This is a genomic window from Cupriavidus numazuensis (assembly GCF_905397435.1).
GTDB lineage: Bacteria > Pseudomonadota > Gammaproteobacteria > Burkholderiales > Burkholderiaceae > Cupriavidus > Cupriavidus numazuensis.
This window is the reverse complement of the sequence record NZ_CAJPVI010000063.1, coordinates 26,158-47,206: the sequence shown is the minus strand read 5'-3', so window position 1 is coordinate 47,206 and position 21,049 is coordinate 26,158. Positions and strand designations below refer to the sequence as shown.

Below are 21,049 nucleotides of genomic sequence, written 5' to 3'. Positions count from 1 at the left end.
CGCTGCTGGCCGGTCGCCGCGCGCGCAGCCGGCCGGAGGCCGCCGACACGGCGGTGGCGCCGGCTCCCGTCGAAGTCACCCGGAGCGGAAGATGAGAATCCTGATCTGCGGGCAGAACTACGCGCCGGAACTGACTGGCACGGGCAAGTACACCGCCGAGATGGCCGAGGCGCTGGTGGCCGCCGGCCACGAGGTGCGCGTGGTGTGCGGCCCGCCGTACTACCCGGCGTGGCAGGTCGAGCCCGGCTATTCCGCGAGCCGCTACCGCTCCGAGACACTGCGTGGCGTGCGGCTGCAGCGCGTGCCGCTGTGGGTGCCGCGCCAGCCCGGCGGCGCGAAGCGCCTGCTGCATCTTGCGAGCTTCGCGGCCGCTGCGCTGCCGGCCATGCTGCGCCAGACGTTCTGGCGCCCAGACGTGGTCATGGCGGTCGCACCGGGCCTGATGGCCGCGCCGGTCGCGTGGCTGGCGGGGCGGATCGCAGGCGCGCGCTGCTGGCTCCATGTGCAGGACTACGAGGTCGACGCCGCCTTCCAGCTTGGCCTGCTGCGCGGCGCGCGCGCCCGGCGCTTCGCGCTGGCCGTGGAGCGCTTGCTGCTGCGCCGCTTCGATGTGGTGTCGAGCATCACGTCGCACATGGTCGAGACGGCCGCCAGGAAGGGGGTGCCGGCGCCGCGCCTGTTCCTGTTGCCGAACTGGGTCGACACCGATGCCATCCGCCCGCTCGAGCGGCCCAGCGCACTGCGGCAGTCTCTCGGTATCCGGCCAGGCCAGAAGGTGGTGCTGTACGCCGGCAACATGGGCGCCAAGCAAGGACTCGACGTGCTGATGTGCGCGGCGGCCGCTCTGGCCGGCGAGCCGGGCATCGCGTTCGTCTTCTGCGGCGACGGGCCGGCGCGCGCCGAACTGGAGTTGCACTGCGCCGGCCTCGACAACTGCCACTTCCTGCCGCTGCAGCCGGCCGACGCGCTCAACGAACTGCTCAACCTTGCTGACATCCACGTGTTGCCGCAGCGCGGTGGCGCGGCCGATCTCGTGATGCCGTCCAAGCTGACAGGGATGCTCGCGAGCGGGCGCGCAATCGTGGCGATGGCCGAGCCTGGCACCGAGCTGTTCAACGCGCTGAGAGGGCGCGGCGTGGCGGTGCCGCCCGAAGACGTCGACGCGCTGGCGGCCGCCATCCGCCGGCTGGCGGCGGATGGCGAGCTGTGCGCGGCGCTGGGCGTGTCGGCGCGGGCCTATGCCGTCGGCAACCTGTCGGCGCCCGCAGTCCTGGGCCGCCTCGATGCGCGGCTGCGCGCGCTGTGTTCGGACGACACCGCCCGGCCAGCCGGCGCGGACCTGGCCCCGGCGCCGCTGCGCGCCGAAGAGGCCGAGTAGCCACGATGGACCGCGCCATGCGACGTGACGGAGGCCACCCATGACCCGGACCAGGCAACGCGAATATCGCCGCCGCCATCGCCCCGGCACGCTGATCCGGCTGGTGGCGGTATCTATTGGCATCACGGCAAGCGTGGAAGCGCTGCCGTGCACGGGAGCAAGCCCATGTTCGCAGGCAAGCCGGGCGCGCAGGCGCCATCGCGGTTGAATCCGCACACCGCTTCAGGCGTTGGGGCGCCGGCGGTGCTGCCGGCGCTGACGAGCCTGCGCTTTTTCGCGGCGCTCATGGTGGTGCTTTGCCACTTCGCCCAGATCGGCCTGCTGGCCGTGCCGCAGGCCCTGCAGCGCGCTGCAGACGGTGGCCGGCCGGCGGTGTCGTTCTTCTTCGTGCTGTCGGGCTTCATCCTGACGTGGAACTACCGCCGCCCGCTGGCGACTGGCGGTGCGCAGGCGCGGCGCGCGTTCTATGTGGCCCGCTTCGCGCGAATCTATCCGGTGTTGTTGCTGTCGCTCGTGCTCGCGCTGCCGGTTACCGCATGGCTGCTGCGGGACGGCGACGCTTTCCTGCTGCGCGAGTGGTATGGCCTTTCCGGCAGCGACGCCGCCAACCTTCGCGCGCTTGGTGCAAGCCTCGCGCTGCAAGGCCTCGCGCTGACCGCGTGGACGCCGTTCGCCTCGCTCAACCAGCCATGGAACGGTCCGGCGTGGAGTATTTCGTGCGAGGCATTCTTCTATGCGCTGTTTCCCTGGCTGCTCGCGCGCCTTGGGGCCAGCAGCAACCGCGCGCTGGCGGCATGGTGCGTGGGCCTGTGGCTGGCGCAGGGCGCATGGATCGGCTGGCTGCAGCATGTGCTGCCGGTGTCGCGGCACGGCTTCCTCGTCGCGCAGTTTCCGCCGACCCATCTTTTCGAATTCGTGCTCGGCATCTGCGCCGCGCTGGTCCATGCACGGCTTGCCGAAGCGGGCGCGGAACGCGTGCGGACGGGACACGTGCTGGCCGTCGCAGCGCTGGCGGGCATCGCGGCATTGTCAGTGCTGCAACCCATGTCGCCGGCGTTCTACGCGCAGTCGCCGCTGTTCGGCGCATTGATTCTTGGGCTGGCGATGTCCGGCGGTCCGGCGTTCCTGTCGTGGCGCTGGCTGGTCACGCTCGGCGAAGCCAGCTTCGCGCTCTACCTGCTGCACGTGCCGTTCGGCCGGCTGCTGCACCTGGCCGGCGTGACGGCCGCTTCCGGCTGGGCTGCGCTGGCCGCCGTGGTGGGGCTCAGCGTGCTGGTGTTCCGTGGCTACGAGGAGCCGCTGCGGCGCCGGCTGCGCCACTGGCTGGCGCCCGCCGCGCCGGCACTGGCCGTGGCGGCGCGGGGTTAAGACGACGCAACAGGACACAACAGGACGCCGACACCATGAACAACCGCTATGCGACTTTCTGGATCTGGCTGGCGCTATGTCCGCTGGCGGTCGACTTCAAGAGTGTCGACAAGAACGGCAGCGGCATCATGCAGATCCTGCTGACCGTGCCGGCACTTGGCGCGGCGATCGTGCTCGCGCTGATCGGGCCGCGTTTCGGCGTCGGCAACCGCTTCAGTGCGCTGGTCATGGCCGCGCTGCTGCTGACCGTGCCGGGCAGCGTGGTGCCGCATGTGCTGCAGGGCAACGACATGGGCAACTACCTGCGCGTGCTGCTGCCGTTCATGCTGCTGATGGTGGGCTACCTTGCCGCCTGCCGGCCGTGGCACGTCAGGCGGATCGAACAGATCGAACTGGCGATGTTCTGCGGCATGGTGGTCTCGCTGCTGTTTGCGTTCGGCTACGGCATGGCGGTGGGCGGCGGCCTGGAGACCGTCCGCTTTCGCATCGTCTCGGTGGTGTTCCTGGCGCTGCAAGGCCTGCTGCTGCATGAGATCGTGGTGGCGCGCCGCGTCACGCGTGTCAAGCTCGCGTTGTTCCTGATCTCGCTGGCGATCGAACTGCTGAGCGTGACCCGCAGCCTGCTGGTCGGCACTGCGCTGCTGTTCTGCCTGGCGACGTGGCTGGCCGCGCCGTCGCTGCAGCAATTGCTGCGCTCGCTCGCGCGCACGGCGGTGATCGCGGTGGCGCTTGTGGGCGGGACCGTGGTGATCGGCTCGGCCGCGTTTCCCAGCGTGGCGGCACACTGGACGCAGCGCATGCAGGCTGCCAAGGCCACCGCCTCGGGCATCGATCCGACCACCGCGACGCGCCTTGCCGAAATCAAGGACCAGCTCGACCAGGTGAGGTCGAGCAGCGCGTCGCTGCTGTTCGGCAAGGGCTACGGACACAACTACCGATACTCGCCGGAGTACCTGCCCGCGCTGGCCGACCAGATGACGCAGGAGGAGTTCTACGCCATCAATGAATGGTCGGCCGGGCACAACTTCTGGGTCTACCAGCTATTCGCCGGCGGCATCGCGTTCGGGCTGGCGCTGCCGCTCATCGTGCTCTATGCGCTCGCACGCGGCAGCCTGTTCTACCGGCGCTGGCGGCGCGCGGCGCCAGATGCGCCTTATCTCGCCGTGCTCGGCCGTGCGCTGCTGGTGCTGGCGGCGCTGCCGGCCACGTCGATCGGCGGCAACCCGCTCGGGCCGCGCTTCTCGGGGCTGGTCTACGGCGTGGCGCTGGGCCTGCTGGTGGCCACGCAGGTTCGCCTGGAGCGCATGTCGCTGCGGCGGGCGGTGCCACCGTCCGCACCACCGGCGGTGGCCTTGCGTGTAGTGCCGGCCCTGTCGTCGCCTTCGTCGCTTTCATCGCTCTCCCAGCCAGGACAACGCCCATGAAGCTGCTCCAGCTCCTTCCCTCGCTCGACCCGCAACAGGGCGGCACGACCGAAAGCGTGCGCCAGATGTCGCGGCGGATGGCCGCGCTCGGGCACCACGTGGAACTGGTCACGCTCGATGCGCCGGACGCGCCGTGGTTACAGCCGGACGACCCGGCCGTGCATGCGCTGGGCCCCGCGCGCGGCGGCTACCGCTACTCGCCGCGTCTGCTGCCCTGGCTGCGCGCGAACGCGGTGCGCTTCGATGCGGTGATCGTCAACGGCCTGTGGCAGTACCACGGCTTTGCCGCGTGGATGGCACTGCGCGGCACGGGCGTGCCTTACTACGTGTTTCCGCACGGCATGCTCGACCCGTGGTTCCGCACGCAGCATCCGCTCAAGCACCTGAAGAAATGGCTGTACTGGCCGTGGGCCGAGTACCGCGTGCTGCGCGACGCGCGTGTGGTGATGTTCACGGCAGAAGATGAACGGCTGCGTGCCAGGGACTCGTTCTGGCTGTATCGCGTGCGTGAGGCCGTAGTGAACTTCGGCACGGCCAGGCCACCGCTCGATGACGGCACGCTGCGTGAAGCATTCCTGGCCGCCCATCCCGAGCTGCGCGGAAAACGGCTGCTGCTGTTCCTCGGCCGCATCCATCCCAAGAAGGGATGCGACCTGCTGGTCGAGGCCTTCGCCCGCGTGGCCGGCATCGATCCTTCGCTGCATCTGGTGATGGCAGGTCCCGACGGCGATGCCCAATGGGCACCCACGCTGCGGGCGCGCGCAGAGGCGCTCGGCGTGGGTGCGCGCGTGAGCTGGCCCGGCATGCTGCAAGACGCGATGAAGTGGGGCGCCTTCCATGCCAGCGAGGCGTTCGTGCTGCCTTCGCATCAGGAGAACTTCGGCATCGCCGTGGCCGAGTCGCTCGGTTGCGGCGTGCCGGCATTGGTGTCGACGCGGGTCAACATCTGGCGCGAGCTGGTGCGCAACGGCGCCGGACTGAGCGCGCTCGACTCGGTGGATGGCACCGAGTCGATGCTGCGGCGCTGGCTTGCCACCGAGCCCGCCGAACGCGAGCGCATGCGCGCGCGGGCCCGCGTGGCCTTCGCGCTGCATTTCACCGTCGAAGCGATGGCGGCCGACGTCCTGCGCGTGGTGCAGGGCGGCCCGGTGCCGTTCGCCGGCAGCGGCCCGGTCACGGCGGCGGGCCTTCACCTTCAGAGCCTGGGCAGGCGGGAGCGGTAATGTTCATCGATACAAGAAAAGTCGAACAGGACAGTATTGTCCGGACAACGGTCTGCATCATCGGCGCCGGCGTGGCCGGCATTACGCTCGCGCTGGAGTTGCAGCGCGCGGGGATCGCAACGTGCCTGCTGGAGAGCGGCGGCTTCAAGCCCGACGACGAGACACGTGACCTGTACCGCGGCGAGAACGTTGGCCTGCCGTACACGTTTGCGGACGGCAGCCGCAGCCGCTACCTCGGCGGCAGCAGCAACTGCTGGGGTGGCTGGTGCCGGCCGCTCGACCCGTGGGACCTGGAGCGGCGCGACTGGGTGCCGAACAGCGGCTGGCCGTTCGGGCTCGACACGCTGACGCCGTACTACCAGCGCACCCACGACGTGCTCAAGCTGGGCCCCGACAATTTCGATCCGGCCTGGTGGGAGGCGGCCATCGGCCGCGCCGATGTACGGCGCCTGCCGCTCACCGGCGGCAAGATCCGCGACACCATCTCGCAGTTCAGCCCGCCCGCGCGCTTCGGCAAGCTGTATCGCGAGGCGCTGTCGCAGGCGCACCGCGTGCGCGTCTACCTGTACGCCAACGTGGTGTCGATCGACACCAATCCCGACGCCACCGCCGTCACGCAGGTCTCGGTCCGCACGCTTAATGGCCGCAGCATGAAGGTGGCCGCGCAGGTCTTCGTGCTTGCCGCCGGCGGCATCGAGAATGCGCGCCTGTTGCTGGCGTCGAGCCACACCCAGTCCGTCGGACTCGGCAACGGTAACGACCTGGTAGGGCGCTATTTCATGGACCACCCGCGGCTGATGTCCGGTGACGTGCGCTTCCGGCCGCAATGGGCGCGCAACAAGCTCTACGACATCAAGTACCACTACCAGAACGCGGCGGTCAGCGCGCACGGCCAGCATATCTCGTCGCAGTTCGCGCTGCGGCCCGAGGTGTTGCAGCGCGAGGGCCTGCTCAACTCACGCGTGTGGTTCTACTCGATGTTCTACGGCGAAGGCAGCGCCGGCGCCGAAGCGCTGATCCGCGCCAAGCAGGCGCTGCTGAAAAAGGACCAGCCCGGCTACCGACCGGCGAGCGACCTGCTCACCATGCTGCGGCATCCGGTCGACACGGTCGGCTTCGGGCTTACGCGCCTGCTGCAGCCGCGCTCGCTGATTTCCGGCGTGCGCATGCAGGCGATCGTCGAAGCCGAGCCCGATCCCGAAAGCCGCGTCACGCTGTCGGACCAGCGCGACGCGCTCGGCATCCCGCGCGTGCGTGTGTCGTGGAAGCTAGGTTCGCTCGTGCAGCGCACCTTCGACCGCACCTTCGCGCTGTTGGCCGAGGAACTTGCGCAAAGCGGCGTGGCGGACGTCACGCTCGATCCGCCGGTCGAGGGCAGTGCGTGGCCAGCGCAGCTTGAAGGCACGTGGCACCACATGGGCACCACGCGCATGCATGTGTCGCCGCGGCAGGGGGTGGTCGACCCCGACTGCCGCGTGCACGGCATCGGCAATCTCTATATCGGCGGCAGTTCGGTGTTCCCGACCGTGGGCGCCAATTTCCCAACCATCACCATCGCGGCGCTGGCGCTGCGGCTGGCCGATCACCTTGCCGCGCGTCTGGCCACGGCGGGTGACGGCGCAGGCCGCACTGCGGCGCCAGTGCGCGCGGCCGAGCCGCAGGAAGCGCAGGTGCTGGCGTTTTCCATTCCGGCTGCCGCCGCCGCGCGGTCGCCTGCCTGATCCACCACAAGGAGAACCGACCCATGATGACGAGGACGCTTGCGGTACTGCTGTCAGCCACGCTGCTGGCTGCCTGCTCGTGGGCGCCTGGACCGGCGCTCGACGGCAGCCGGCTGCAGGACGACATGCGGGCCAAGACAGGGAATGACACTTACGCGGTCAAGCTCATCACGGCGGATGTGGTGCGCGAGCAGATCGATGCGGTGGCGGAGACCAACAGCAAACGCTCGCCCGCGCGCGGCATCGACCTGCGCGCCAGCATCGAGCGGTACGAATACCGCATCGGCCCGCAGGACATGGTCGGCGTGATCGTGCTGTACAACCCGCAGCTGAGTTCCGCGGCGCCGCCACCGGGGGCGCCCGTAGCGGCGGTCGCGGCGCCTGAGGGCGCACAGCCGGCGGTGCCGCTCGACCAGAACGGCTTTCGCGTGTCGCGCAGCGGTGAGATGTACTACCCGCCGGTGGGGGTGATGCGAGTAGGCGGGTGCACCGTGGATGAAGTGCGCGCCATGATCGTCCGTGCGCTGTCGCGCGACATCCGCGATCCGCGCGTGGACGTGCGCGTGCTGTCGTTCCGCAATGGGCGGGTCGACGTGACGGGCATGGTGCGCAATCCAGGCTCGCTGCCGGTAACCGACGTGCCGCTGACGATGATCAACGCCATCGCCCGCAGCGGTGGCACGCTGCCCGAAGCCGACGTGCAGCGCGTGCGCCTCACGCGCGGGCAGCAGGTGTACGAGATGGACCTCGAGAACCTGATCGGGCGGCGTGAAGGCGAGAGCGATTTCCTGCTGCAGGCCGGCGACGTGGTGAGCGTGCCCGACCGCCTCGGCAGCCGCATCTTCGTGCTGGGCGAGGTGGCCAAGCCGACCTCGCTGCTGATGACGCGTGGCCGCCTGACGCTGGCCGACGCGCTGACCGGCGTCAACAGCATCGACGTGCGCTATGCCGACCCGCGCCAGGTTTTCGTGGTGCGCGGCATGCGCGATAACCCCACGCGGCCCGAAGTCTACCGCCTCGACATGAGCCAGATCGACGCGCTGTTGCTGTCGACGCAGTTCCGTCTGGAGCCGCTCGACGTGGTGTACGTCGGCACGTCCGACGCAGTGCGCTTCAACCGCGTGCTGGAGCAGATCACACCGACCATCCAGACGCTGTTCTTCACGAAGGAACTGGCGCGCTGAAGGGGTGGGGGACCGGGATACGGGGATACGCCATTCTTTGCACAACGGGGAGCCGACATGAATATGCAGGGCATCGCACCACAAGTGAATCTGATGCTGGCCGGACTGGGGCCGTCCGACTGGGAAGTGCTGTCGCCTGGCCTCGAACTGGTGCGGCTACGGGCCGGCCAGTTGCTGAGTGATCCCGGCCAGCTCATCCGGCATGTCTACTTCCCGAAGTCGGCCGTGGTGGCGCTCTCGTCGCTGACGCCCGATGGCGATGGCATCGAAATCGCGGTGGTCGGGCACGAAGGGCTGGTCGGCCTGCCGGTGCTCACCGGCGGCGACACCATGCCATACCGTATCGAAGTGCGCTGCACGGGCTTTGCCTACCGGCTGCCGGCCGCGGACATGCGCGATGCGTTTCGCCGCTTGCCGGTGTTGCGGCGGCAGTGCCTGCTCTATGTGCAGGCACTGCTGACCCAGGTTGCACAGATTGCGGTCTGCAACCGGCACCACAGCCTGCAGGAACAGGTGTGCCGCTGGCTGATGCTGACGCTGGACCGGATGCCGGTGAGCGAACTGGCCATTACGCAGCAGGGCATTGCCGACGCGCTCGGCGTGCGGCGCGAAGGCGTGGCCACGGTGATGGGCCGGCTTTCCGATCTCGGGCTGATCCGCCACAGCCGCGGACGTATCGCGGAACTCGACCGGAGCGGGCTGGAGCGGCTCGCGTGCGACTGCTATCGGCAGATACGCAGCGAATATGAGCGGCTGCTGTTGCCCGGCGCCGGAGGCATGGCGGACAGCTTGCGTCAGGACGACTTGCCCGGAGCGGATGACGACCCGTACGAACCTCCGCTTCTGCGCGTCGTCCATCTCGCCGATTCCGGGAGTTGCTGATGGATGCCGCCGCACGGATCGCAGCGGCCTTTCGGCCTATCACGTGGCGCGGCCAGGACGGTGGCGCGCTGGCAATGTGCGCCGCGCTGGCTGCCGCCGGTGCGCTGACGGGGGCGCTGTACGCCGGGTCGTTGCCGCCATCGTACGAAGCCGATGCGCGGGTGCGCCTGCTGGGGCCCGATGCCGTCCCCTGGCACGACCGTGCGGGCGGGACCGCCGCGCTCGAGCCGAACCTGCTGACCAGCCGCGCGCTGCTGGCACCGGTCGTGCAGGCGCAACGCCTCGACATCGAGGCCGGGCCGCTCAGCGTTCCATGGCTGGCGGGTGCATGGTCCCGGGTCGTGCGTCCCGGTGCCGATGGCCTGGTGCCCGCACCGTGGCTGGCGCCGGCTCGCTACGGGTGGGGCGGCGAGCGCATCGCCGTGGACAGCTTCAACGTGCCGGAGATCATGCTGAACCAGCCGTTCATCGTCGAGATCGAGAACGCCGGGCATTTCCGCCTGCTCGGGCCCGATGGAGCCGGACTGCTGAGCGGGCGGATCGGCGAGACAGTCCATGCCGACAAGCCGACGGCAGGCAGCGTGTCGATCCACATCGCGCAGGTCGTGGCGCGACCCGGCACGCGCTTCACGCTCGTGCGTCGCGACGCGGCAAGCGCGGCGGAGGGGCTGGCCAGTGCGCTGACGGTCGTGTCCGCGCGGCGTGACGTGGCTGCCGGTACGGTCGGTACGGCGGATACGGAGGGCGACGAGCTGCGTATTGCGTGGCGCGACGCCGATCCGCGCCGCGCCAGCGCCGTGGTCAATGCGGTAGCCGATGTTTTCATCACCGCACTGGTGCGCCAGCGCAACGAGCAGGCATCGCGCACGCTGGCGTTCGTCGAGAGCGAGCTGCCGCGCGTGCGCACGGAACTGGAACAGGCCGAGCGCGCGCTGGCCCGCCATCGCGCGCGCGCCGGTTCGCTGGCGCCGAGCCAGGAGGCGCAGTCGTACCTCAGTGGCAGCATCGAATACCAGCGCCAGATCACGGCGCTGCGGATGGAGCGCGCGCGGCTGCTGCGCCGCTACACGCCGGAGAACCAGGAAGTCCGCGCAATCGACGACCAGATCGAGCAACTGCGGCAGGACCGGCGTGGGCTGGATGGCCGCTTGCAGAGCCTGTCGGAGGCCGAGCGCGACCAGGTCTCGCTGGCGCGCGACGTCCGGGTGGCCGAAGAGACCTACATGACGCTGCGGCGGCAAGCCCAGTGGCTTGGACTGGCCGAGAGCGACGTGGTCAGCAACGTCCAGTTGCTCGACCGCGCCGTGCCGCCAATGGTGCCGGCAGGTCCGCCACGTGGGGCGATCACCGCCGCCGGCGCGGCGCTCGGCCTGTTGCTCGGGATGGGGCTGGTGGCAGCACGGCGCAGGCTGGCCACGGGCGTGTCGAGCGCGGCGACGGTCGAGGCGGCGCTGGAGCTGCCGGTGGTCTGCGAAGTCGTTTTCAGTCCCGAACAACGGGCCCTGGAACAACGGGCCGGTGCGGCCCGGCGTTTGCCGGTACTGCCGGGCCTGGTGGAGCGGCGACCGGAAGCTGACAGGCTGGCCGACGGAACGGCCGCGCGGACTGCAGACAGCCAGTTCCTGCTCGCGCGGCAGCATCCCGATGCGCTGGCGGTCGAATGCCTGCGCGCGCTGCGCACGGCCTTGCGTCTGGGCTTGCTGGCGGAGGGGCGCCGCACGGTGGCCGTGACCAGTCCCGGCGTCGGAGCCGGCAAGACGTTCGGGGCTGTCAACCTGGCGGTGCTGGCCGCCGATGCCGGCATGCGCGTGCTGCTGGTCGATGCCGACCTGCGCCGCGGCGCCGTGGCGCGCCATTTCGGCGTTGCCGATACGCCGGGGTTGTCGGACGTGCTGGCGGGCCGGGCAAGCGTCGCCGACGCCGTATGCGCCAGCGGCACGCCGGGCCTGTGGTTGCTGGTGGCGGGCACGCCGCCGCCGAACCCGTCCGAACTGCTGACCGGGCCGCGCCTGCGCGAAATGATGGCAGCCGGCGCCGAGCGCTTCGACCTGGTGCTGGTCGACACACCCGCGGTGCTGGCGGTGTCCGATGCGATGCTGGTCTGCAACGTGACATCGGCCACGCTGCTTTTCCTGCGCGCGGGCCAGACTTCCGGCACTGCCGCCACCGAGGCTCTGCGTCAACTGGGGCGGGCAGGCGCACATGTGGTGGGCGGCGTACTCAACGGCGTCAGCGAACGGGCGGCCGGCCGTCTGCATTGCGAGGAGGCGCGGCGGCTGGTGCGCGCCAGCGGGGCCGTGCAGGCAGCAGGGTCATAAAGCGGCTGCGCATGGCATCGCGGCGCGGCAGGTCGACAGCAACGGAGGAAAACAATGAAACGAGGTCATGCCTGGGCACTCATGCTCGGCCTGGTGGTGGTGCTGATGATCGGCACCCAGATGCCGGGCAGCCTGCGCGACGGGATCGAGCGCAGCCTGCACGCGCCGATTCCGCTGTCGTCGCTGGCCCATTTCGTCCTGTTCACCGGCATGTCGGGCTTGCTGGCGGCACGCCCGATCGCGTGGGCGCCCCGGCGTATCGGTGCATGCATGCTGGTGCTGGCAGTGCTGACCGAGACGTTGCAGATCTTCGCCATCAACCGGCATCCGCGCCTGCTCGACATCGGCATTGATATGGTCGGCTTTGCAGCGGGGACGGTGCTGTCCATCTGCCTGGCGAAGGCGCACGCGGGCGATGGCTGCGCAGCAGAGGTGCGGCCCCAGGAGGCACGCCATGGCTGAAACCCTGCTGCTGACGGGCGCCACGGGCTATATCGGCTCGCATACATGGGTGGCGCTGCTCGATGCCGGCTACGACGTGATCGGTCTCGACAACCTGAGCAACAGCTGTCGCGAGGTGGTCGGGCGCATCGGCGCGATCACCGGGCGCACCCCGCATTTCGTCAAAGGCGACGTGCGCGACCGGGCCCTGCTGGAGCGGCTGTTCACGCGGCTGCCTATCGCCGGCACGATCCACTTCGCCGGGCTCAAGGCAGTGGGCGAGTCGGTGGCCGACCCACTCGCCTACTACAACAACAACGTCAACGGACTGCTTGCCATCTGCTCGGCGATGCGGGTCGCGCAGGTGCGCCGGCTGGTGTTCAGTTCCTCGGCGACCGTCTATGGCGATCCGGCGAGTGTGCCCATCGCCGAATCCTTTCCGTTGTCGGCCACCAACCCGTATGGCCAGACCAAGCTCGCCGGCGAGCAGATTCTGCGCGACCTGGCGCGTTCGGATCCAACCTGGCGCATTGCCTGCCTGCGGTATTTCAACCCGATCGGCGCGCACCCGAGCGGCCTGATTGGCGAGGACCCCGAGGGCATTCCCAACAACCTCGTGCCCTACGTTGCGCAAGTCGCGGCGGGCCGCCGTGCACAGTTGCAGGTCTTCGGCGGCGACTACCCGACGCCGGACGGCACCGGCGTGCGCGACTATCTCCACGTCTGCGACCTGGCCGAGGGCCACGTCGCGGCACTGGAGTACCTGCGCCGCGAGGGCAGGGGGCTGACGGTCAACCTGGGGACCGGGCAGGGCTACAGCGTGCTGGAAGTGATCGACGCTTACCAGCGCGCGAGCGGCCGTCCGGTGCCCTATGAGATCGTCGCGCGCCGGCCCGGCGACATCGCGGTCTGCTATGCCGATCCGTCGCTTGCCGCGCGCTTGCTGGGGTGGCGGGCGCGGTTCGGCCTGGCAAGGATGTGCGAGGACTCGTGGCGGTGGCAGGCCCGGAATCCCGAGGGGTTCAGGACGATGTCGGCGGACTGCGGCGAGGCTGTCGGCTGACGCTGGGGCCGTCTTGATCTTTCCACGTGCGGCGCTGGCTGCGCTTTGCTAGAGTCGATCCATTCCGACTCCGGGGCACGTGCATGACTATGACATCGACGCCGGCAACCGGCGAGCGGCGCGCCATCCGCCAGGCCCTGGCAGACTGGCGCGCAGACGGGCGGCTGACTGCCGGCGGCGTGGCGCGTCCCTGGGCCGGCACCGAGCCGGAAGCGGCCGACTGGCACCGCTGGCTCGACCACGGGTTGCTTGCGCTCGGCACGGTGTTGCTTTGTGCAGGCGTGATCGTCTTCTTCGCCTTCAACTGGCAAGACCTGCACAAGTTCGCGAAATTCGGCGTGATCGCGGCGACCATCAGCCTGCTTGCCGGGTTTGCGCTTGTCCGGCCGGGCGGCGACATGGCGGGCCGCGCCGCGCTTGGCGGCGCGCAGGCGCTGGCCGGCGTGCTGCTCGCCGTGATCGGCCAGACCTACCAGACCGGAGCCGATGCCTGGCAGCTCTTCGCGCTGTGGGCCCTGCTGGCCGTGCCATGGGCGCTGGCGGCGCGCGCGGCGCCGCACTGGTGGCTCGTGATCGTGATCGGCAACGTGGCGCTGCTGCGCTACCTGAGCGTACGGCTCGGCGTTGGCGGCATGTTCGAGCTGCTGTTCGATGCCCGCCACGCGCGCACCACGACGCTGCTGTTGCTTGGCGCTGTGCTGTTTCAGCTTGCCCTGTGGGCCTGGCTTTGCGCGCATGCCGCCGCATTCGGCTTCCGCGGCCAGACCGGCGCACGCATCCTTGCGGCGATGGCCTGTTTCCATGCGGGTTTCGTGGGACTGTCCGCACTGTTTGCCAACCGGCCCGACCTGTCGGCCTTTGGCTTCGCGGCGCTGGCGCTGCTCGCCCTGGGTTGGTGGTTCCGGCAGCGCGCCTTCGACATCGTGGTGCTGAGCCTGGCAAGCCTGACCAGCATCGTCCTCGTCGTAGCCGCAGTCGGTCGTCTGCTGCTTGAAGGCAAGGCCGATTTCGGCGCCTTCCTGCTGCTCGGACTACTTACCGTAGGCATGGCCGCTGGTGCGGCCGCGTGGCTGATGCAGGCCTACCGCGCGCAAGCCGTGGAGCTGTCATGACCGATACCGTTCAGACCGAACAGGCGCTGTGGCGCGAGCTGGCCGCGCGTGGCGAGGTGCAGGGCGAACTCGTTGCACGGGTGCGCACGCCGTGGGCGGTGCGCGCGTTGATGGGCGCGGCCGGATGGCTCGGCGCATTGTTTTTCCAGATGTTCTTCCTGGGCGCCGTCTTCGTTGCGGTGCGCGAGAACGCGGTTGCGATCGCGCTGACCGGGCTTGCGATGATTGCCCTTGCCGCGGTCCTGTACGGGCGCAGCGGCACGGGGATCGCGCTGGGACAGTTCGCGCTGGCGGTAAGCCTGAGCGGCCAGGGCATGGTGATCTATGGCGTTGCGACGGTGCTTGGCGGTGAGCGGCTGGTCGAGACGGCCGGCTTCTGGGTTGGACTGGCCGTATTCGAAGCGCTGTTGTACGTGCTGATCCCCAATCGATTGCACCGCTTCCTGGCCGCGACAGGTGTTTGGATCGGGCTGGCAGTCGCCGTCCACCTTGTGCTGACGGACTCGGTGCGACACGCGTGGCTGGCCATTCCGTGGTCGCTGGGCTGGCTGGCGCCGGCCGCATGCGCGCTCGCGGCGTGGTTCACCGTAACTGAGCAGCGCCTGTGTGCCGCGGGCCGGCATGTGTGGCTGGAGCCGGCCATGGATGCCACGCTGTTGTTTGCGCTGGGCGCCGCGCTCGTAGTGACGGGCGCCAGCCATCCGCTGGCATGGCTGGAGATTCCCGACACCGTACCGCTCCTTACCAGCGCACGCTGGCTGGCAGGCGCATTGGTCGGCGTGGTGCTGGTTGGCTTCGTGTGGATGGAATGCCAGCGGCTCGCCCTGTCTGGTCCGGCAACTGCCGTCGTGTTGGCCGGCGCAGCAGCATTCGGCGTGCTGATGTCCGCAGCGCCCGCTGTCGGCGCCGGCGCACTTGCGCTCGGACTGGCGCTGCGGCGCGCTTCGCTGCCATGGCTGGGCCTCGGCATCGCCGCCATCGCCATCGGCTTTATCTGGTACTACAGCTCGCTGCACTGGACGCTGCTGGCCAAGTCCGCCACGCTCGTCGGCGCGGGGATTGTGCTGCTCGGCCTGCGCCAATGGCTCATGCAGGCTGCGCCGGCAAAGGAGGTCGCATGAAACGATGGATCCTGATTGCCTGGGTGCTCACGCTGGCGCTGGCCGGTGTGGGCATCTTCGGCAAGGAGCGCGTACTGGCGCACGGCGACACCGTCTACCTCCGGCTCGCCCCGGTCGATCCGCGGTCGCTGATGCAGGGCGACTACATGGCGCTGAACTTCGCCATCGGCGCGGCCATCCGTGCTGCGCAGCCAGCGGGGCTCGAGCAACGCGACGGTGTTGCAGTCATCCGGCTCGATGCGAACCGGGAAGCCTCGTTCGTCCGCCTGCATCGCGATGAGCCGCTTGCAGCGGATGAACAGCTGCTGCGCTTCCAGACCGTCGATTCGCGGTGGGGCGGCAGGCAGGTGCAGGTGTCGACCGATGCTTATTTCTTTCAGGAAGGGCAGGGTGGGCGCTTCGAGAAGGCGCGGTTTGGGGAGTTCCGGGTGGATGGGAGCGGGCAGGCTTTGCTGGTGGGGTTGAGGGGGGAGGGGATGGAGGGGTTATAGGGGGGAAGGGAGTTCTTTGGGCGCGAATTGTGGGGATGTCGTTCTTGGCAGGCGTGGCTGTTTCGCCGGCGTAGCCGGCGAGTCACTTTTGTCCGAGCGACAAAAGTAACCAAAAACGCGTTTTGGTTGCCCCAAAGGGGCGAATTTTTATCGTAGTGTGCCAAGGGTGTTGTACGGGTATGGGCTTCAGAGTCAGTGACGCTGCCTGCCGCGTGGGGCACCACCGTGGTCGGGCATACGGCGCTGATTGAACGAGCCCTGCAAGCGTTCGTGGCCCCTGCTACCACCCATATCGTATGAACGCCTTCGGCTGCGCTGCGCGCAGGGCCCTAGTCTGAGCACACAGGCCCAAGGCAAACTACGCCTCGGTGAAGATGCCCGCGCTTGCATGCACGTAGAGAAAGGAAACGGACCTCGGGCGCCAGCGACGTTGATGCGCTTGCCCCCAGACGACGACGTGCGCGCAGCGCAGCCGAAGGCGTCCCACCACTGACCGTGTTGAAACGCTGTACCCGAGTCCGTCTTGGGGATCGTCCAAAAGTCGTGCCGCGTGAGGCACAGGTTCTGACTCACATGGCGTAGCAGGGTCGAACGGCCGACCACCATCGCAGGCGTCCAAAGCCGTTTGAACCACTGCCGCCGTGGAATTGATGGCCAGCGGCAACGACGCGCTTTTTGGTTACTTTTTGTCGCTCGGACAAAAAGTGACTCGCCGGCTACGCCGGCGAAACAGCCGCGCGGGCCAAGAGCGACACCCAACCCCAACCACAAAACCCCCGCCGGCTACGCCAAACAGAAACAGCGGCGCCCGCCAAGCACAACACCCAAAAAAAATCCCCGTGCCTCTAAAGGTCACAGGGATTCTTCTGTACGGAAACCGCAGTACCAGTAACGTTCAGACGTTGAACAAGAAATTCAACACATCCCCATCCTTCACCACATACTCCTTCCCTTCGGCCCGCATCTTGCCAGCTTCCTTCGCGCCAGTCTCGCCCTTGAAGGCGATGTAGTCGTCATAGGAAATCGTCTGCGCACGGATGAAGCCGCGTTCGAAGTCGGTGTGGATCACGCCGGCGGCCTTCGGCGCTGTGTCGCCCACGTGGATGGTCCAGGCGCGCACTTCCTTCACGCCTGCCGTAAAGTAGGTCTGCAGGCCCAGCAGCTTGAAGCCGGCGCGAATCACGCGGTCCAGGCCCGGTTCTTCCATGCCCAGGTCGGTCAGGAACTCGGCCTTGTCGGCGTCGTCCAGGTCGGCGATTTCGGCTTCGATGGCGGCGCAGACAGCCACGACCGGCGAATCGGTCGCCTTCGCGTATTCACGTACGGCGTCCAGGTGCGGGTTGTTCTCGAAGCCATCTTCACGCACGTTGGCGACGTACATGGTGGGCTTGGCGGTGATCAGGCAGAACGGGCGGATGGCGTCCCACTCTTCCGGCGCCAGGTCGAGCGTGCGCACGGCCTTGGCCTGGTCGAGCACGGCTTGTGCCTTTTCCAGCACGGCGACCAGCCGCAGCGCTTCCTTGTCGCCCGCGCGGGCCGGCTTGATGTAGCGGGCCAGCGCCTTCTCGACGGTGCCCAGGTCGGCCAGCGCCAGTTCGGTGTTGATCACTTCAATGTCCGACAGCGGATCGACCCTGCCGGCCACGTGGATCACGTTCTCATCTTCGAAGCAGCGCACCACGTGGGTGATGGCGTCGCATTCGCGGATGTTGGCGAGGAACTGGTTGCCCAGGCCTTCCCCCTTGGAAGCGCCCGCCACCAGGCCGGCGATATCGACAAACTCGACCGTGGCCGGCAGGATGCGCTCCGGCTTGACGATCTCGGCCAGCTTGGCGAGCCTCGGATCCGGCACTTCGACCACGCCCACATTGGGTTCGATCGTGCAGAACGGATAGTTTTCGGCGGCGATGCCGGCCTTGGTCAGGGCATTGAACAGCGTGGACTTGCCGACGTTGGGCAGGCCGACGATGCCGCATTGGAGGCTCATGGTGTCAGGCGGGAAATAGCAAAACCCATATTCTAGCGGATGGGGGCTCTCGGCCCTGCCCCGCCGCGCCGTGAGCCGCCGGGGCCGCGCGGGTGAGGTGGCTATAATCCAGCCATGACCCGATCCAACGCGTCCATCCGCAATTCCTCAGCTTTCCAGATCGCCGTTGTCGGCGGCGGCATCGTGGGCAAGTCCTGCGCGCTGCTGCTGGCGCAGCAGGGCATGAGCGTGGCCCTGGTCGCGCCGCGTCCCGCGCGGGGGCGCCCGCCGGCCGGGCCCGATGACTGGGACAGCCGTATCTATGCGTTCTCCGCGAGTTCGCAGGCGCTCCTTGAGCGCATGCGCGTGTGGGAGGCGCTGGATCCGTCGCGCATCCAGCCGGTGCGCGATATGCGCGTGTTCGGCGACGTGAGCGCCGCTGAGACCTCGCCGAGCCTCGATGGCGACCTGCATTTCTCGGCCTACGCCGCAGCCGTGCCGCAGCTCGCGTGGATCGTCGAATCCGGGCTCGTGGAGCGCGCGCTAGATACCGCGCTCGGCTTCCAGCACCAGGTCCAGTGGCACGACGACACCGCCGCCGGCTTCGAGCGCGATGCCGATGGCGCGACCCTTACGCTTTCCGGCGGTACGAAGATCCGCGCGGCCTGCGTGGTCGGCGCCGATGGCGCGCGGTCTTGGGTGCGCCAGCAGTGCCATATCGGCGTGACGACGCGGCGCTACCGCCAGCTTGGCGTGGTGGCGAACTTTGAATGCGAGCGGCCGCACCACGACACCGCGTGGCAATGGTTCCTGGGCGCCCCGGAAAAGCTGATGGCCGACGAGGAGCCCGCCAACGGCGAGATCCTGGCCATGCTGCCGCTGCCGGGCTCGCGCATGTCGATGGTGTGGTCGGCCGACGAAGCCCACGCGCACGAACTGCTCGCGCTGTCGCCGGAGGCGCTGGCCGCCACGGTGATGCAAGCGGCCGCGGGCGCGGTCGGCAGCCAGTTCGGCACGCTGCGCTGTGTCACGCCGGCACAGGGCTTTCCGCTGGTGCTGCAGCGCGCGGAGCAGTTCGTGCAGCCGCATCTGGCGCTGGTGGGCGACGCCGCGCACGTGGTGCATCCGCTCGCCGGGCAGGGCATGAACCTCGGTTTGCGCGATGTTGCGGAACTCGGCAAGGTCATGGCCGCCAAAGAATCTTTCCGCAGCGAGGGCGACCTGCGCCTGCTGCGCCGCTACGAGCGCGCGCGCGCTACCGACCTGCTGTCGCTGACCGCCGCGACCGATGGCCTGCACCGGCTGTTTTCGCTGCCCGGCAGCGCGGCGCGCGTGGTGCGCAATACCGGCATCCGCACCGTGGGCCGGCAGTCGCTGCTCAAGCGCATCCTGATTGAACGGGCGCTCGGCTGACGCCGGTGCCCGGATACTGACTGAATACCTGGAGTCGATATGTTCCAACTCATGCGCCGCTACCCCGCCTGGACGACCGCCGTTGCCGGCGGCCTGGCGGCCGCAGGCTTTGCCCTGCACGCCATGGCGGCGGGCGAACCGGGCACGGACCGCATCAAGGAATCCCTGCAAAAGATGCTGGGCGGCCGCGCCGAAGTGAAGAGCGTGACCAAGAGCCCGGTGCCCGGGCTGTTCGAGGTCAACGTCGGCGGGCAGGTGGTCTACACCGATGCCACCGGCCGCTACGTGATCAACGGCGAGATGATCGATACCAAGACCGGCACCAACCTGACCGAGGAGCGCCTGGCCGATATCAACCGCATCAAGTGGTCGGACCTGCCGCTCGCGCGTGCCATCAAGTGGACCAAGGGTGACGGCAGCCGCCAGGTCGCCGTGTTCTCCGATCCGAACTGCGGCTACTGCAAGCGTATCGAGCAGACCTTCCAGCAGATGGACAACATCACGGTCTACACCTTCCTGTATCCGGTGCTGTCGCCCGATTCGGAAACCAAGGCGAAGCAGGTCTGGTGCGCGGCCGACCGCACCAAGGCGTGGCGTGACTGGATGCTGAACAAGGTCGCGCTGACCGGCAACGGCAACTGCAAGACGCCGGTCGATGACAACCTCGCACTCGGCCAGAGCATGAACATCACGGGCACGCCGGCCGTGTTCTTTATGGACGGCACACGCATTCCGGGCGCGGCCGACGCCGGCACGCTCGAACGCAAGCTCGCCAGCATCAAGAAGTAAGGACCGGCCGGCATGTCCCGGCCCTAGCAGGCGGCCGGCTCAGTCCGGCCGCTTTGCATTCCGGACCATTCCCGGATCATCCCTTCGCAAGATCGCCCGGCAGGGCGGCACAGGAGACTTCCATGACGTTCCAGGCATTGCTGCTGACCCAGGCCGACGGTGCGACCCAGGCCAACATCGCCACGCTGGACGAGAGCCAGCTGCCCGCCGACGGCGACGTGCTGGTCGCGGTCGACTATTCGACGATCAACTTCAAGGACGGGCTGGCGATCACGGGCCGCTCGCCGGTGGTGCGCAAGTGGCCGATGGTGGCCGGCATCGATGGCGCCGGCACGGTGCTGGAGTCGTCGCACCCGCGCTGGAAGGCCGGCGACAAGGTGGTGCTGAACGGCTACGGCGTCGGCGAAACGCACTGGGGCTGCCTGGCGCACCGTGCGCGCCTGAAGGGCGACTGGCTGGTGCGGCTGCCCGATGCCTTTACGACGCGCCAGGCCATGGCGATCGGCACGGCCGGCTACACGGCGATGCTGTCGGTGCTCGGGCTGGAGCGCGGCGGCGTCAACGGCCCGGTACGTCCTGGAGATGGCGATGTGCTCGTCACCGGCGCATCAGGCGGCGTGGGCACGGTGGCGATCGCGATCCTCGGCAAGCTCGGCTATCGCGTGGTGGCTTCCACCGGCAAGCGCGATGAAGCGGATTTCCTCAAGGCGCTCGGCGCGGCGGAGGTCATCGACCGTGCCGAACTGTCGGCGCCGGGCAAGCCGCTGCAGAAGGAGCGCTGGGCGGCAGTGGTGGACGCGGTGGGCTCGCACACGCTGGTCAATGCATGCGCGCAGGTGCGCTACGGCGGCGTGGTGACGGCATGCGGGCTCGCGCAGGGCATGGATTTTCCGGCTTCGGTCGCGCCATTCATCCTGCGCAGCGTGACGCTGGCCGGTATCGACAGCGTGATGGCGGCGATGTCGCTGCGCGAACAGGCATGGGCGCGGCTGGCCACGGACCTCGAGCCGGACCGCCTCAACGCGATTACGCGCGAGATCACGCTGGGCGAAGCGGTCGACGCCGGCCGCAGCATCGTCGAAGGCGGTTTGCGCGGGCGCACGGTGGTCAACGTCAACCGCACCTGAGCGCGTTGGCAGCCTCGGCGGATCGCGC

17 protein-coding genes are annotated in these 21,049 nt (G+C 68.7%); 16 read left to right on the top strand and 1 reads right to left on the bottom strand.

Features of this window, described 5'->3' with window-relative positions:
• Positions 1–91 precede the first annotated feature (91 nt).
• From KHO41_RS34395 to KHO41_RS34335, 13 genes are all read left to right on the top strand, one after another.
• A complete protein-coding gene (locus tag KHO41_RS34395; RefSeq protein ID WP_211957689.1) occupies positions 92–1,378 on the top strand; it encodes a glycosyltransferase WbuB in 1,287 nt (428 codons plus the stop codon).
• Between the two features lie 165 nt (positions 1,379–1,543).
• On the top strand, positions 1,544–2,746 hold the full coding sequence (locus tag KHO41_RS34390) for an acyltransferase family protein (protein WP_211957688.1): 1,203 nt from the start codon (positions 1,544–1,546) through the stop codon (positions 2,744–2,746).
• Positions 2,747–2,781: 35 nt separating this feature from the next.
• Positions 2,782–4,170, top strand: a complete 1,389-nt coding sequence (locus tag KHO41_RS34385) for a hypothetical protein (protein ID WP_244874164.1) — start codon at positions 2,782–2,784, stop codon at positions 4,168–4,170.
• A complete protein-coding gene (locus tag KHO41_RS34380; RefSeq protein WP_211957687.1) occupies positions 4,167–5,393 on the top strand; it encodes a glycosyltransferase in 1,227 nt (408 codons plus the stop codon). Before KHO41_RS34385 ends, KHO41_RS34380 begins: the two co-directional genes overlap by 4 nt.
• Positions 5,393–7,114, top strand: a complete 1,722-nt coding sequence (locus tag KHO41_RS34375) for an FAD-dependent oxidoreductase (RefSeq protein ID WP_211957686.1) — start codon at positions 5,393–5,395, stop codon at positions 7,112–7,114. The genes KHO41_RS34380 and KHO41_RS34375 overlap by 1 nt, the downstream gene beginning before the upstream one ends.
• Before the next feature lie 23 nt (positions 7,115–7,137).
• Entirely contained in the window at positions 7,138–8,298 is a 1,161-nt protein-coding gene (locus tag KHO41_RS34370; protein WP_211957685.1) for a polysaccharide biosynthesis/export family protein, read from the top strand.
• 57 nt (positions 8,299–8,355) lie between these two features.
• Positions 8,356–9,180, top strand: coding sequence for a Crp/Fnr family transcriptional regulator (locus KHO41_RS34365; RefSeq protein ID WP_211957684.1), 825 nt, complete (start codon positions 8,356–8,358; stop codon positions 9,178–9,180).
• Positions 9,180–11,498, top strand: a complete 2,319-nt coding sequence (locus tag KHO41_RS34360) for a polysaccharide biosynthesis tyrosine autokinase (protein WP_211957683.1) — start codon at positions 9,180–9,182, stop codon at positions 11,496–11,498. The genes KHO41_RS34365 and KHO41_RS34360 overlap by 1 nt, the downstream gene beginning before the upstream one ends.
• Before the next feature lie 54 nt (positions 11,499–11,552).
• Complete coding sequence (locus tag KHO41_RS34355) at positions 11,553–11,960, top strand: hypothetical protein (protein ID WP_211957682.1); 408 nt, start codon at positions 11,553–11,555, stop codon at positions 11,958–11,960.
• Positions 11,953–13,002 carry a UDP-glucose 4-epimerase GalE gene (gene galE / locus KHO41_RS34350; RefSeq protein WP_211957681.1) on the top strand — a complete coding sequence of 350 codons (1,050 nt, stop codon included), beginning with the start codon at positions 11,953–11,955 and terminating at the stop codon, positions 13,000–13,002. The genes KHO41_RS34355 and galE overlap by 8 nt, the downstream gene beginning before the upstream one ends.
• Positions 13,003–13,085: 83 nt before the next feature.
• Positions 13,086–14,114: a DUF2157 domain-containing protein gene (locus KHO41_RS34345; protein ID WP_211957680.1), complete on the top strand. Its 1,029-nt coding sequence runs from the start codon at positions 13,086–13,088 to the stop codon at positions 14,112–14,114.
• Positions 14,111–15,235: a DUF4401 domain-containing protein gene (locus KHO41_RS34340; protein ID WP_211957679.1), complete on the top strand. Its 1,125-nt coding sequence runs from the start codon at positions 14,111–14,113 to the stop codon at positions 15,233–15,235. The genes KHO41_RS34345 and KHO41_RS34340 overlap by 4 nt, the downstream gene beginning before the upstream one ends.
• Entirely contained in the window at positions 15,232–15,726 is a 495-nt protein-coding gene (locus tag KHO41_RS34335; protein ID WP_211957678.1) for a GDYXXLXY domain-containing protein, read from the top strand. Before KHO41_RS34340 ends, KHO41_RS34335 begins: the two co-directional genes overlap by 4 nt.
• An 895-nt stretch (positions 15,727–16,621) precedes the next feature.
• On the opposite strand, the gene ychF is transcribed toward KHO41_RS34335, so the two are convergent.
• A complete protein-coding gene (gene ychF / locus KHO41_RS34330; RefSeq protein ID WP_211957677.1) occupies positions 16,622–17,713 on the bottom strand; it encodes a redox-regulated ATPase YchF in 1,092 nt (363 codons plus the stop codon).
• A gap of 114 nt (positions 17,714–17,827) precedes the next feature.
• Between ychF and KHO41_RS34325 the strand changes: the two genes are divergently transcribed.
• From KHO41_RS34325 to acuI, 3 genes are all read left to right on the top strand, one after another.
• Positions 17,828–19,105: a UbiH/UbiF family hydroxylase gene (locus tag KHO41_RS34325; RefSeq protein WP_211957676.1), complete on the top strand. Its 1,278-nt coding sequence runs from the start codon at positions 17,828–17,830 to the stop codon at positions 19,103–19,105.
• A gap of 39 nt (positions 19,106–19,144) precedes the next feature.
• On the top strand, positions 19,145–19,894 hold the full coding sequence (locus KHO41_RS34320) for a DsbC family protein (protein ID WP_211957675.1): 750 nt from the start codon (positions 19,145–19,147) through the stop codon (positions 19,892–19,894).
• Positions 19,895–20,016: 122 nt separating this feature from the next.
• Positions 20,017–21,021 (top strand): acrylyl-CoA reductase (NADPH), encoded by a 1,005-nt coding sequence (gene acuI, locus KHO41_RS34315; protein ID WP_211957674.1) that lies wholly within the window; start codon positions 20,017–20,019, stop codon positions 21,019–21,021.
• The last annotated feature ends 28 nt before the right edge of the window (positions 21,022–21,049 follow it).

Excerpts from the sequence above, each read along its gene's own strand:
- KHO41_RS34395 (WP_211957689.1), top strand. The coding sequence starts at position 92 with ATGAGAATCCTGATCTGCGGGCAGAACTACGCGCCGGAACTGACTGGC.
- KHO41_RS34390 (WP_211957688.1), top strand. The coding sequence starts at position 1,544 with ATGTTCGCAGGCAAGCCGGGCGCGCAGGCGCCATCGCGGTTGAATCCG.
- KHO41_RS34385 (WP_244874164.1), top strand. The coding sequence starts at position 2,782 with ATGAACAACCGCTATGCGACTTTCTGGATCTGGCTGGCGCTATGTCCG.
- KHO41_RS34380 (WP_211957687.1), top strand. The coding sequence starts at position 4,167 with ATGAAGCTGCTCCAGCTCCTTCCCTCGCTCGACCCGCAACAGGGCGGC.
- KHO41_RS34375 (WP_211957686.1), top strand. The coding sequence starts at position 5,393 with ATGTTCATCGATACAAGAAAAGTCGAACAGGACAGTATTGTCCGGACA.
- KHO41_RS34370 (WP_211957685.1), top strand. The coding sequence starts at position 7,138 with ATGATGACGAGGACGCTTGCGGTACTGCTGTCAGCCACGCTGCTGGCT.
- KHO41_RS34365 (WP_211957684.1), top strand. The coding sequence starts at position 8,356 with ATGAATATGCAGGGCATCGCACCACAAGTGAATCTGATGCTGGCCGGA.
- KHO41_RS34360 (WP_211957683.1), top strand. The coding sequence starts at position 9,180 with ATGGATGCCGCCGCACGGATCGCAGCGGCCTTTCGGCCTATCACGTGG.
- KHO41_RS34355 (WP_211957682.1), top strand. The coding sequence starts at position 11,553 with ATGAAACGAGGTCATGCCTGGGCACTCATGCTCGGCCTGGTGGTGGTG.
- galE (WP_211957681.1), top strand. The coding sequence starts at position 11,953 with ATGGCTGAAACCCTGCTGCTGACGGGCGCCACGGGCTATATCGGCTCG.
- KHO41_RS34345 (WP_211957680.1), top strand. The coding sequence starts at position 13,086 with ATGACTATGACATCGACGCCGGCAACCGGCGAGCGGCGCGCCATCCGC.
- KHO41_RS34340 (WP_211957679.1), top strand. The coding sequence starts at position 14,111 with ATGACCGATACCGTTCAGACCGAACAGGCGCTGTGGCGCGAGCTGGCC.
- KHO41_RS34335 (WP_211957678.1), top strand. The coding sequence starts at position 15,232 with ATGAAACGATGGATCCTGATTGCCTGGGTGCTCACGCTGGCGCTGGCC.
- ychF (WP_211957677.1), bottom strand. The coding sequence starts at position 17,713 with ATGAGCCTCCAATGCGGCATCGTCGGCCTGCCCAACGTCGGCAAGTCC.
- KHO41_RS34325 (WP_211957676.1), top strand. The coding sequence starts at position 17,828 with ATGACCCGATCCAACGCGTCCATCCGCAATTCCTCAGCTTTCCAGATC.
- KHO41_RS34320 (WP_211957675.1), top strand. The coding sequence starts at position 19,145 with ATGTTCCAACTCATGCGCCGCTACCCCGCCTGGACGACCGCCGTTGCC.
- acuI (WP_211957674.1), top strand. The coding sequence starts at position 20,017 with ATGACGTTCCAGGCATTGCTGCTGACCCAGGCCGACGGTGCGACCCAG.